Consider the following 12869-nt stretch of genomic DNA (forward strand, 5'->3'; position numbering starts at 1 on the left):
ACGTTGGGAGCTTTTTAAATGAAAAAGAAGTTTATTGTGTCTTATTGGCAGTGTTTATGTTAGCTGTGCTGTTTGGATTTACTAATGATAGTAATGTTATTAAAGTTGAACCAACAAAAATAGAAGCAACTGTAGGAGAAAAAGGCGCTATTAACGAAGAAATTTTGGAGGAAGCATTAAAACAGACTAGTTTAAACTATAGTAGTGGTGATGCTAATATTATTACTATTGATAATAAGGGTAACTGGGAAGCTTTGGCAGCAGGGAAAACAGAAATTTTTGTAAGTCTTTCGTCAGAGGTTAAACCAGTTAAAAAAGCATTGAAGTTATAGTTAATAAAAAACAGGTTGTGAACACCCTTTCCTCTAAAAGTAGCGGAGCTGTACCATTAGTGGGAAATGTTGTTCCTGATGTAGTTTTGAAAAAGCTATTAATGAACAATTGTCAAGGCCTGTTGATACAGATATTACAGTTGCTGATTTAGAGACTTTAACATCTCTTAGTATATATGGTCCTTATAAGATGGGTTCTACAGAACCTAGAGTTAAGTCTCTTGAGGGACTACAATATGCAGTTAATCTATCCATGCTCAATATTTCTAATGGTGATTTAAGTAATCCAAACTCTATTTCAGCCATTGCTAATTTAGTTAAACTTGAGAGTCTAGATTTATCTTTTTCCAATGTGACATCAGATTCTTTACGTTATCTTGTTAATTTAACTAAATTTAAATTCTTTAAGTCTCTATTATAACAATATAACAAATTGACAAATTTAGCACTTATTGAGCCTTTATTAGAGGCAAAACTACAGCAGTTTAGAAATAATCATGATAGTTCAGAGTTTTACTTTTATGTTATTCGTAACCCTATTATGGATTTTAGAGGAGGAAGACCTTACTTTGACTTAAGAAGAGAGTTTTTAATCTATCATGGTTTGACGCCAGCTGAAGCAGATGTTTATGGAGCAAATTATGTTATGAGAAGTATTAGTCCTCATATTTACGAAAATGCAAGAACAATTAAATCCAGATTGGTCTGTTCATGGAAATTGGGGTGCTGATTTTGTAGCTAATAAACTGCCTGATATTTGGGCTTTAAGGGTGAATGAACAATCAAGCCCAGAAAAACAGAATTCCAATTAAAGAAGCAATTATTGATTTTAATGGAGATAAGGCTATTTTTGGTGTTGATTATAATTGGAAAGAGGATATTGGCAATTCTTATATTTCATTGCCTTTCTATACTAGAGCAGATGAAAAGTTTATGTATTCAAATGACCTAACGAATGGCTATAATAATAGTAGTCCTTGGACAGATACCGTAGAGGATTATTTTGCATTAGAAACAAGAGCTAGTTTTGATTATCCAGGTGAGACGGAATATTATTATAAGGGGAGAGACTATAACATTGTTCTATACAACCCTCATGCTACAGGATCCTCAGATAGACAAGAGCCCATAAATACAGCAGATGGTAACATTGCAACCTGCTATTATTTAGAATTTAAAAATTTTAATGACCCTGTTTTATTACCAGGTAGTACAGAATATTATTATCCGAATATGTTTAAAAATACAGCAGATACAACAACTATTACGTTATCCAGTAGACCTTTTTTAAAAGAAATGAATATACCGATTTTCAATTATTCTGGAAGCATTGTCTATAAGCAAGTTATTCATTGGATTAATCCAGAAGCCCCTGTAATTGATGGACTAACCAATATAAAGATTACAGCAGGTACACTTTTTGATCCTTTAGCTGGTGTAACAGCCTATGACCCAACAAGAGATGGGGAAAATCCAAGACGGCTTAACACCAAAGGATATTACGAGTAGTATTGTTATTGTATCAGGTAGTGTAGATATTAATACACCAGGGACCTATGTAATTGTCTATAAAGTCTCACATTAGCCCTTATGGCATAGAAACAACAGGAGAACGCATTATTACTGTTGTAGCTTCTGATAATGGTGGCGGTGATAATAATTTGGTTCTGGAATAACTGGTGGTGGTACACTACCAGGTAATGGTAATGAAAAGCTATATGTTTTAGGAATATCTTTGTTAACCTTAGGTAGTTTTATGATTTTAAGAAAAAATCAAATAAGTAATATGAAACAGCAAAGAGTCTTGGTAGTTTTACCAAGACTCTTTGCTGTTTCAATCTAATTTATTTTGCAATTTTATTGAATAGTTCCACAATTTCTTATATTTTTTCTTGCTCATTACCAGTTTCAAATGCTTCTTTGACACAACCGGATAGATGACTTTCTATAATGAGTTTATTTGTTTTTCTTAAAATAGCTTCTGTGGCCATAATAGGAAAGTACCTGATACAATTAATCTGTTTTTCATATTCTTAAGTTCATCATTAAGTATATTTTTTTCTTTTGAATTGTTTTTTCTTCTTTTCTATCTTTGTCTACTAGTGTTGCACCAAAACCAATATCTGTAACTGCTTTAATAATATTTTCACTTGAAATCTTTTTTTCATCAAAATCAACTTTCATATTATTTGCTAATAAATTTACATTAACATTGTTTACTCCTGTAAGTTTGCTAACGGTTTTTCAATATTAGCAGAGCATGAGGAACAGCTCATACCGTTAATATCATAATTTTGTTTCATAATTCACCTCCGATTACAACACCCGTGGGGGGATATGTATAAAGTTTATTACTTTATAGCTTAATTGTCAATAAAAAAGTTAGCTAATTTTAACTTCTAATTATATAAGTGATATCAAGCTAAGGAAAAGATATAAATAGAAGTTAATTGTTTAACATGACTGTTAATTTTGGTATAATAATAAAGTATAGTTTTTTAATATGGAGAAGTATTATCTCTCCATATTTAAGGGAATTGAATACATAGGCAAATGTAATTAATTTAATTGCTATTTATTATGGAAATAAGAAAGAGGAGAGTAATATGAGTAGAGTACTAATAACTGGGGGGGCTGGTTTTATTGGATCTAATTTGACAGAGTATTTAATTAATCACAATGAAGAAGTCGTTATTATTGATAATTTTACTACAGGGAAAAAGGAAAATATAGAAGCATTTAGAGATAAAATTACAGTATATGAAGGCGATATAAAAGATGAAGCATTAGTTGAAAAGTCCTTACAAGGTGTAGATGCTGTTGTTCATTTAGCTGCCATTCCTTCTGTTATTGAATCTGTAAATAATCCTAGAAAAGTAAGTGATAACAATATTATGGGAACTGTGGCACTTTTTGATATCATTGCTAAAAAAAGCAATGTTAAAAAAATAGTTCAGGCTTCTTCTTCAGCAATTTATGGCGATATTAAGGAAATGCCTATTGTTGAGACTGCTGGATACAATCCATTATCTCCTTATGCAATTGATAAAGTTGTGCAGGAACTTTTTGCTAATTTCTACAGCGAAACCTATGGTATTGATATTATCTCACTAAGATTTTTTAATGCATTTGGACCAAAACAAGATCCGAAATCTGTATATGCAGGCGTTATCCCTATTTTTATTAGTAAATTAGTTAATAACGAATCTCCTGTAATTTTTGGGGATGGACTGGCATTGAGAGATTTTATTTTTGTAGGCGATATTGCTCAGGGAATTTATAAATCATTATTAAGCAAAAATAAAGGTCATAGAGTTTATAATTTAGGAACAGGAGCAGGCACTACAATTAATAAGTTAACTGAGACACTTATGGGATTAATGGGTAAAAAAATGCCGCTTATTCATAAAGAAAAGAGGGCGGGAGAGGTAGATAAATCGGTATCTAATATTGATAGAGCAACAACTGAAATTGGCTTTAAAAGTCAATTTACTCTCAAAGAAGGTTTAGTGCGACTCTTAGATTTTATGAATATAAAATAGTTCATATTTGACGGAGATAATATAGGATTTTCAGCCTACTTAAGGGGCTTAATACCTGTTTGACTAAAAAAATTGGGTATGCTAAAATAGCTTAGGAAGGGGAGTCATAGGTGAAGAAGTTATCAATTATTGTTCCAATTTACAACATGGAAAAATATATTGACAGATGTGTTCAATCTGTTCTTGATGCCAAGTTAAATGACTCTATTGAAATATTGTTAATTAATGATGGCTCAAAAGATAAAAGCCAAGAAATTATGGATAGTTACTATAAACAACATCCTGATATTATACGAGTATTTAACAAAGAAAACGGTGGACATGGTTCAGTAATTAATTTTGGAATAGATAAGTCAGAAGGAAAATATTTAAAAATATTGGACTCTGACGATTATTTTAATACTGAAAATCTAAAAAAACTGATTGCTTTCTTAGATAAAAATGAAGAGGTTGATTTAATTATTACTTCTTATTACAAAGTTTTTGAAAATAGTTGTTTAAAGCAAAAACTTAATATTAAATCTAATGAAATAATGCCACTTGAAAGTTTATATAGTATTTTTAGTGGTAATTCAAATAAAGAAAATATTAATTATGTTCCTATGGCTATGGTTACATATAAGACTAAAGTACTTAAAAACTGTAAAAAAAGATTACTAGAGAAAACATATTATGTAGATACTGAATTTAATGTTTTTTACATTAATGAGGTAAATGATTTTATTTATTTAGATTTACCTATTTATAATTACTGCATTGGCAGAGCTGATCAGTCAATTTCTTCTCAGAGTTTTGTTAACAATTATAATGACCATTCAAAAGTTGTACACTCAATTATAGAGTATTACAATACGCATTTATTTAAAACAAAAATTCATAAATTAGTAACTGAGATAATGATAGTACGACTATTAAATACTCAATATGCAATTTATGGCTATCATTTGAAAAAAGGTTATAATAGTCAATTACAAAAAGTCATGTTAGATTTTGATCAGTGGTTAAAACAGGAAAGCCCTTATCTTTATGATAAAATGGCTATTCGAAAATACATTAGCTTAGGGAGAAAACATAATTTTAATAAAAGAATTTACAGACCATTTTTCTTTAAGTTGGCTATCGCATGGGAAATGATGCGAGGGACTTGGAAAAAATACAATATATAGTTAATAGAAAAACAATAAAGTGCGAAAGGAATGTGTAAATGAAAGTACTCACAGTAGTAGTTCCTGTTTATAATATGGAAGAATATTTAGGGAGATGCTTAGACAGCATGCTTGATGATAGTATAAAGGATGATTTAGAAATCATTTGTGTTAATGATGGCTCAAAGGATAATAGTATTAATATTATGGAGAAATATAGTCGAGAGTATCCAGAGACTGTCCGATTTATTGATAAGGAAAATGGGGGACATGGCTCTACTGTAAATGCAGGTATTGAAGCAGCTAAAGGAGAGTTTTTTAGAGTTGTTGACTCTGATGACTGGCTGAACAAAATTAATTTTATTCAGTTAGTAAAAAATTTAAAAGACCTTGTAAAAAAAGATGTGGATTTAATTATTTCTGCATATAGTAGGGAAGAGGCCTACAAAGGGTATCAGACTATTATTCACTATAATTTCCCCAATCAAGAAATAGTAAATTTTATTTATGGAAATTATTTATTAGATAATTCTACAAAAGCTGATCAAGAAAAATACTATACAATGGCTGCAAGTACTTATCGCACACAAATTTTAAAAGATAGTCCTCATCGTTTAAGTGAAAAAAGCCCATATGTAGACATGGAATACAATCTTTTCTTTATTAAGCATGTTAAAAATGTTTATTATTTCGATGCACCTATTTATTGTTATTTTATTGGTAGAAAAGACCAATCAGTTGCAAAATCCAGTTTATTAAGAAACTTTTCATTTCATGAGAATGTATTAAAAAGAGTTATTAGTTACTACAATGAAAATACTTATGACAATGCTGCTTATAAAAAATATATTAGAAAAACAATTGTTTATATGTTAAATACCCACTATATGATTCAAGCTTTTTTTAGAGAGGGTAAAAAACAAAAAGAAGGTAATGCTTTAGCAAGAGTATTTGATGCATATTTAAAGGAAACATCTAAAGATTTATATGATGCTTTAAACCATCGTGCTTATATTGCGAAAGGCAGAAAACATAACTTTAGTACATCTTCTTTTAATATATTGCAATATGGTTTATGTCGAAGAAAAGAAATAAAAGCTAAAACATGGGAAAAACCCTTAGATAGACAAGATAAAGTCTATGATGTAATTGTAGGGGGAGCAGGTTATGCTGGCTCAATTATGGCACGGAAATATGCTGAATTAGGCAAAAAAGTATTGCTTGTTGATCGTAGAAAACATATTGGAGGCAATATGTATGATTATAAAAATGATAGCGGTATATTAATCCATAAATATGGACCTCATATTGCATATATGGAAACCGATAAAGCCTATGATTTTTTGTCACAGTTCACTGAATGGAATCAATATGAACATAGAGTGAACGTAGAAATTCAAGGGAAAGAAGTTCCTTTACCTTTTAACTTAACTGGCATTGATATTATGTTTGACTCAGAAAAAGCAACTAAACTTAAAGATATTTTAATTGCCCAATATGGTATGTATAGTAAAGTTCCTATTTTAGATATGCTAAACAGTGATAACAAGGATTTAAATGAATTAGCTCAATTTGTTTATGACAATATTTTTGTTGATTATACAACAAAAATGTGGGGTCTGGATCCAAAAGAAATATCACCGGCTGTAACAGGCAGAGTCCCTGTTCGTATTAGTTATGATAATAGACACTTTACAAATAGAATACAAGTTATGCCTAAACATGGCTATACAAGAATTTTTGAAATTATGTTAAATCATGAAAATATTGACATTTTACTGGGAGAGGATGTAAAGAAGGTTGTTGTCCTTGATAAAAATAATAAAACGCTTTACTATAACAACCAAGTATTTAATGGCACTTATGTGTATACGGGGGCTTTAGATGAGTTTTTAAATTATGAGTTTGGTGAACTTTCATACCGATCATTAGAATTTAAAATTGAGAATCATAATGTTGATAAAATTCAGGAAACCGGCACATTAAATTGGCCAGATAAACGACCAGAAACAAGGCGTTCTGAAATGAAGACTCTTACATCACAACAAGATATTAAAGGAACAACAGTTACACTAACAGAATATCCAGGACCTTGTAATAAATATGCTGAACATTGGAATGAACCTTACTATCCAATTCCAAGTAATGAAAACGAATCAAACTATAAGCTATATTATGATGAATTATCTAAAATTAAGAATCTTGTATTAGTAGGACGATTAGCTGAATATAAATACTATAATATGGAAGCAATTATTTTAAAGGCATTAGAATTATTTGAAAGGGTGGGTAAGTAAATGAAGGGTATTGTTTTTTCTTATTTTTTTCCTCCGTTAAATAGTTCAGAAGGAAATGTAACTTTTAAACTAATTAATGCTTCAAAGTACGATTATGAAGTTTTTTATCAGAATCAGAGTGATTTATGGAGCTATGGTAAAAATATTTTTTTGAGAAGTGATAGAATTAAAGTTATTCCTAGTAATACAAGTGATTTAGAAGGCTTTAGGGATAAAGGCATTGCATTATTCAGTAATGATAAAATGGCAGAATACGGATTCATGATGTCCCGCTCTATGCCTCTTGAAAGCCATCAAATAGCATTAGCTATTAAAAAAAGAAATTCAAATAAATTTTGGTTGGCAAGTTTTGGAGATCCAATTGCTAATAATCCATATGAAAAGTTCGCTTATGAATATACGTGTAGGCCGAGTATTAGAAGTTTGAGAGGCATTAAATTAAATATCAAACATCAGCTTATGAAAACGGCATATAAAAAGAAAAACCAAGGTCATATTATGTTACAAAATGAAATTTTTTCATTAGCTGAAAAACTAATTTTTAATAGTGAGCACCAATGTCGCTATATGTTAGGTGAGCGGTATGATGAGTTAATTCATAAAGCTTTGATTTTACCACATCCATATGATTTGAATTTATATAAATCAAGATATGAAGAAATTGTAGGCATACCGGAGAACTCAAATTTTCAAGATAGTAGAATTAAAATATTATTTGCAGGACATACAGATGATATCAGAAGTTTGAGATATTTTTTACAAGCTTTAGAAAGCCAAAAAGAGTATTTTAAAGATAAATTACAATTTACAATTTTAGGGAACTTGCCACAATCTGAAAGAGACTATATTTCTCTTCATGATTTATCGTCTTTGATAGTTTATGGAAAACAAGTTAGTTACGAAAAATCATTGCTAGAAATGAGAGATGCTGACTTATTAGTTCATGTGGATGCTGAGTTTCCGCCAGAAGTGCTGCAGGAAAATATTTTTTTTGCAGCAAAAATTTCTGACTATTTAGGATCGGGGACTAAAATTGTAGGTTTAACGTCAGGAGGTATTTCAAAAAATATTCTAACAGAGACTGGGCAATATTGCCTAACTAACAATAAAGTAATCATTGCAAATTTCTTGTATGATGTTACTACTGGTAAGGTAGATTTAAGTAAAAATCCTAATCCGCCTGCTAAATACAATTCAGTAAATATTGCAAAAATATATGATGATGTGCTAGATAAAGAAATAAAAGGTGAGAGTTAATGCTTGAAAGATTTAAATTAATTTTTAATTTATCACGATATGAATTTAAAAAAGAGTTCCTAGGAACGTCACTTGGCTATTTTTGGAATTTACTAAAGCCAACGCTAACAATTTTAATTTATTGGTTTGTTTTTGGGCATCTAATAAAGCAAGATAGTGCGGATCCTAACATTCCTTTTTTACTTCAACTTATTTCAGCCTTAGTTCCTTGGTTTTTTATTTCTGGAGCTATGATGTCAGGCAGTGGCAGTATGCTAAGTAATGTTAATTTAGTAAAAAAAGTGAAATTCAGTCTCTATAATATTCCTTTAATTACTTTAATGGCTAACTTTTTTAATTTTCTTATTATGTTTGCAATTGTTATTGTAATATCATGTATATTTGGCTTTTTCCCTAATATATATTGGCTACAATTAATTTACTATATGTTAGCTACCTTGTTATTATTAAATGGCTTTAATTACATATTCGCAACACTTACTACATTACAAATAGATTTTCATCAATTGCTCGGTATTGTGCTCCAATTATTAATGTATTTAATGCCTATTCTTTGGGCTATGGACTATGTACTTACTAAAACTAATGGAACATTACTTGCAACTATTTTAAAAATAAATCCATTTTTCTATATAATTACAGGATTTAGAAGTACAATATTATATCCTGAGTTTAATATAGTTAATTATGGTTTGAATTCAATAAGCTATGTAGCTTATTTCTGGGTTTTTGTCATAGTAATTAATTTAATAGGTTTCCTATTATTTAGGAAATATAAAGGGGAGTTTGCAGATTTATTATGATGAATAATGATAAAGTAATAGAAGTAGTTAACTTAAATAAATCCTATAAGCTTTTTAAGAAAAATATCTATAAGATACTTGATATTTTTGCCTTTGGTAAAAAGCTTTATACACCTCATGACGTTTTAAAAGATGTTACATTTGATGTCTATAAAGGAGAGGTTCTAGGCATTATTGGAAGCAATGGTGCTGGTAAATCTACTTTACTAAAGCTAATTTCAGGTGTTTCAACACCAACTAGTGGAAGTATTAAAATTAATGGGAATGTAGTCTCTTTGTTGGAGCTGGGATCCACTTTTAATATGGAAATGACAGGGATTGAGAATTTAAAGCTTTTCTTTACTATCATGTTAGTTGATAAAGATAAGATGCAACAATATGTTGAAGAAGCTATTAAATTTGCAGATATTGGAGAATATGTTAATCATCCAGTAAAGTTCTATTCCAGCGGTATGTTTGCTCGTTTAGCATTTGCTGCGAGTGTCCAAGTGGAACCAGAAATACTTGTTCTTGATGAAGTTCTTTCAGTCGGGGATATTGATTTTCAATCAAAATCCTTAGAAAAAATTATTGAATTGAAGAATAAGGGGGAAACAATTCTTTTAGTTTCACACTCATTCTCAGCAGTTAATAGTTTCTGTGATAGAGTAATATGGCTAAAAGATGGTGTTATTCATAAAATGGGTGATCCTAAAATCATTACTCAAGCATATCATTTTAACAGCATTGGCTATGAAAATAATAGCAGTGAGCACTTTGCTGTAAAAGAAGATTCTGGTGCAGTTAAATTAAATAATGCTAGAATCAATAGGATAAAATATCAATTTAATGAAGATTTCCAGTTAGAATTAGATTATAAGGTTGAGAAAAAAATACCAATGGATTTAATAGTTGAAATTTGGAAGTATCAAGCAGAATACCCTAATTTCTTAAGAGGAGGTGAGCTTTTGATTGGTAAGTATTATGGTTCTAATCATCAATTTGATGCTACTAATAGTGATAGTTTAAAATTTTTCATTGAAAAGTTAAATTTAGGTGCAGGACAATACTATATTGATATTGCATTTAGTAATACTATTAATTCAAAATTATATCTTCATGTGTTTAATGTAGCTGATTTTGTAGTTTCCTCAAGAGATAAAATCGACGATGGAATTGTATTAATGGATGCTCATTTTAACAGAGGTTAAAAGAATGAATATATTAGTTACAGGGGGAGCCGGTTTTATCGGCTCTCATTTTATAAAGGCATTGCTTCGTAATCCGCAAATTAAAAATGTAGTGAATTTAGATTGTTTGCGTTATGGCAATAATTTATTTTCTTTAGAAACTGTTAAAAGTGATAACCGTTATTCATTTATTGAAGGAAATATTACTAACAAAGAATTAGTTGATGAAATTTTTAAAATTTATAAAATCAATAAAGTGGCTCATTTTGCTGCTGAATCACATGTAGATAAAAGTTTAGTAGATTTTGAAGGATTCATAAAAACAAATGTTTTGGGAACCCAGGTCCTTCTTGAAAGTGCAAAAAAAGCTTGGCTAGTGAATAAAGAAGGTGATAGTTGGAGTAGTCTTGGAAATAAGAAGTTTCTGCATATTTCTACAGATGAGGTCTATGGACCAACTAATAGCTTTAAAATACTTTTTGATGAAACAGCACCACTAAATCCTTCAAATCCATATGCAACAACAAAGGCTTCGGCTGACTTAGTTGCCTTAACTTACAAAAATAACTTTAATTTGCCACTTAATATTACTCGGTCTACTAATAACTATGGAATTTTTCAATTTCCAGATAAACTAATTCCTAAAATGATTATTAAAGGTCTTAAGGGGGAGTTGTTACCAGTGTATGGTAAAGGACAGGAAGTAAGAGAATGGTTAAGCGTAGAGGATCATGTTAATGTTTTAGTAGAGATTTTATTTGATAGTCATAAAGGAGAAATATATAATATAGCCAGTGGCATAAGGAAGAAAAATATTGAAGTTGTTGAATTAATTGTCCGGATTCTAGGATTACCGAAAAGTAGAATTACCTTTGTTAAGAATCGTTTATTTCATGATAAAGCCTATAGCATTGATGATAGTAAACTTAATAAATTATTTAATTTTGAACCAAATAGGAGCTTCCAGTTAGAAATGGAAAAAATTATTTCTTGGTATTGTAGGAATGAAAAATGGTGGTCAAAATTTATCTGATTACTTATAGTGTAAATATAAAACTTAATTTAAATAATATTTTAAATTAGGTTTTTCTTTTTTAGACCTTACAGTTTCCTTAAACTTAGGCTTTAAAATAAAAGCTATAAAGCGAAAGGAAGGGTAATATGGAAAAATATATTCTAGAAACAAATAATCTAACAAAGTCATTTAATAAAGAAATAGCTAAAAATGATTGCTGGTATTTTAGACTCTACAGCCGATCAGATCTATTTCCAGGGGAAGGTTTGGGAGCGAAAAGATTTATATAATATTATAGGGAGCACTAATTGAGTCTCCGGCTATTTATGGCAATTTAACTGCCTATGAAGAATTTAAAAATACACACACTTATACTAGGGTTGAAAGAATCTACTATAATGGATGTTCTTAGTATAGTCGATTAAAAGGAGACTGGAAAGAAAAAAGCATTCCAGTTTTCAATGGGTATGAAACAGCGATTAGGTATTGCTATTGCATTACTTGGGAATCCAAAACTTCTTATTTTAGATGAACCTATTAATGGGCTTGATCCTATGGGGATTAAAGATATGAGGGCTTTAATTCGTTCATTTCCTGCAAAAGGTATTACAGTTATATTGCCTAGTCTTCTTCTATCTGAGGTTGAGCAAGTAGCAGATTATATTGGTATTATTAATTAAGGCGTTCTTGGTTATGAAAGTAAAATAAATACTAATGAAAACTTAGAAGAATTATTCATGAATGTTATTCAGAAAACTTAAAATTTTAAGAGGATTTTTTTCACGTAAAATTTTAATTATTGTTCCTTTATTTATTATTGTTTTTACTTTTTGGCAGCCTTTCTGGCAAATTTAGAAAACCAAGAGCTTTTAGCAATGATTTTTAATTGGTGGCCATTACTTTTTATGCCATTAGGGACCGCTACACTTTCAATTATGGCAATTTATTAGAGGCAGATGATTGAGATAACTTTCAAGACTTTTTGCAAATTTTTCGTAGGGGCTAAGAGATGGGTTATTAACAATTGTATTCTAATCTTTAACTTTAATTTAATAGATTCTTTCAATAAGGGCATTAATAATTTCATCTCGGGAGGAAAAGTAGTAGTAGATGCTACCTTTGCCAATACCAACTTTTTTGGCAATTTGAGAAATCGAAATATGATTATTTTTTTCCTTCATAAATAGAGTTTTAGTTACTCCGATATCAGATCCCTTTTATTAATTAACTTATCTTTGTTTTTCATAATACACCTCATCCAAGTAAAATTGTTCTCTTATTATAGCAATAGAAAAGACAATAAGAGAGA

At 29.9% G+C, this 12869-nt stretch carries 14 protein-coding genes and 2 pseudogenes; 13 read left to right on the forward strand and 3 right to left on the reverse strand.

All coding sequences use genetic code 11. The features are described 5' to 3' along the window. The first annotated feature begins 56 nt into the window (after positions 1-56). The 5 genes from AZF37_RS01055 (at position 57) to AZF37_RS13015 (ending at position 1917) form a co-directional block, all read left to right on the forward strand. Positions 57-332, forward strand: coding sequence for a hypothetical protein (locus AZF37_RS01055; protein ID WP_088369200.1), 276 nt, complete (start codon positions 57-59; stop codon positions 330-332). 109 nt (positions 333-441) lie between these two features. After that, on the forward strand, positions 442-753 hold the full coding sequence (locus tag AZF37_RS01060) for a leucine-rich repeat domain-containing protein (protein ID WP_088369201.1): 312 nt from the start codon (positions 442-444) through the stop codon (positions 751-753). Between the two features lie 12 nt (positions 754-765). Further along, positions 766-1062: a hypothetical protein gene (locus tag AZF37_RS01065; RefSeq protein WP_088369202.1), complete on the forward strand. Its 297-nt coding sequence runs from the start codon at positions 766-768 to the stop codon at positions 1060-1062. A 44-nt stretch (positions 1063-1106) separates the two neighbouring features. Further along, positions 1107-1841 (forward strand): hypothetical protein, encoded by a 735-nt coding sequence (locus AZF37_RS01070; protein ID WP_088369203.1) that lies wholly within the window; start codon positions 1107-1109, stop codon positions 1839-1841. Next, the gene (locus AZF37_RS13015; RefSeq protein WP_162473784.1) at positions 1795-1917 is read left to right on the forward strand and encodes an immunoglobulin-like domain-containing protein; all 123 of its coding nucleotides are present in this window, start codon (positions 1795-1797) and stop codon (positions 1915-1917) included. Before AZF37_RS01070 ends, AZF37_RS13015 begins: the two co-directional genes overlap by 47 nt. 295 nt (positions 1918-2212) lie before the next feature. Here the strand turns inward: AZF37_RS13015 and AZF37_RS10180 are convergent, their stop codons facing one another. Continuing rightward, positions 2213-2323, reverse strand: a complete 111-nt coding sequence (locus AZF37_RS10180; RefSeq protein WP_162473785.1) for a metal-sensitive transcriptional regulator — start codon at positions 2321-2323, stop codon at positions 2213-2215. A 34-nt stretch (positions 2324-2357) separates the two neighbouring features. Then, positions 2358-2516, reverse strand: a complete 159-nt coding sequence (locus AZF37_RS01075) for a hypothetical protein (protein ID WP_088369204.1) — start codon at positions 2514-2516, stop codon at positions 2358-2360. A gap of 422 nt (positions 2517-2938) precedes the next feature. Here AZF37_RS01075 and AZF37_RS01080 point away from each other — a divergent pair, with 422 nt between their 5' ends. The 8 genes and pseudogenes from AZF37_RS01080 to AZF37_RS01115 form a co-directional block, all read left to right on the forward strand. Continuing rightward, entirely contained in the window at positions 2939-3874 is a 936-nt protein-coding gene (locus AZF37_RS01080) for an NAD-dependent epimerase/dehydratase family protein (RefSeq protein WP_088369205.1), read from the forward strand. Between the two features lie 110 nt (positions 3875-3984). Further along, positions 3985-5040, forward strand: coding sequence for a glycosyltransferase family 2 protein (locus tag AZF37_RS01085; RefSeq protein ID WP_088369206.1), 1056 nt, complete (start codon positions 3985-3987; stop codon positions 5038-5040). Between the two features lie 38 nt (positions 5041-5078). Beyond that, entirely contained in the window at positions 5079-7316 is a 2238-nt protein-coding gene (gene glf, locus AZF37_RS01090) for a UDP-galactopyranose mutase (RefSeq protein ID WP_088369207.1), read from the forward strand. Continuing rightward, complete coding sequence (locus tag AZF37_RS01095; protein ID WP_088369208.1) at positions 7317-8573, forward strand: glycosyltransferase family protein; 1257 nt, start codon at positions 7317-7319, stop codon at positions 8571-8573. Further along, complete coding sequence (locus AZF37_RS01100) at positions 8573-9376, forward strand: ABC transporter permease (RefSeq protein ID WP_088369209.1); 804 nt, start codon at positions 8573-8575, stop codon at positions 9374-9376. The genes AZF37_RS01095 and AZF37_RS01100 overlap by 1 nt, the downstream gene beginning before the upstream one ends. Further along, positions 9373-10566 (forward strand): ABC transporter ATP-binding protein, encoded by a 1194-nt coding sequence (locus AZF37_RS01105; RefSeq protein WP_088369210.1) that lies wholly within the window; start codon positions 9373-9375, stop codon positions 10564-10566. The genes AZF37_RS01100 and AZF37_RS01105 overlap by 4 nt, the downstream gene beginning before the upstream one ends. 4 nt (positions 10567-10570) lie before the next feature. Further along, positions 10571-11578: a dTDP-glucose 4,6-dehydratase gene (gene rfbB, locus AZF37_RS01110; RefSeq protein ID WP_162473786.1), complete on the forward strand. Its 1008-nt coding sequence runs from the start codon at positions 10571-10573 to the stop codon at positions 11576-11578. A gap of 186 nt (positions 11579-11764) precedes the next feature. Further along, a pseudogene (locus AZF37_RS01115) lies at positions 11765-12321 on the forward strand (ATP-binding cassette domain-containing protein); the annotation flags it as partial. Between the two features lie 291 nt (positions 12322-12612). On the opposite strand, the pseudogene AZF37_RS01120 reads toward AZF37_RS01115, so the two are convergent. Next, positions 12613-12720 (reverse strand): annotated as a pseudogene (locus AZF37_RS01120) (TetR/AcrR family transcriptional regulator); the annotation flags it as partial. Positions 12721-12869: the final 149 nt, after the last annotated feature.

The sequence above is a fragment of the endosymbiont 'TC1' of Trimyema compressum genome, assembly GCF_001584725.1.
Lineage (GTDB): Bacteria > Bacillota > TC1 > TC1 > TC1 > TC1.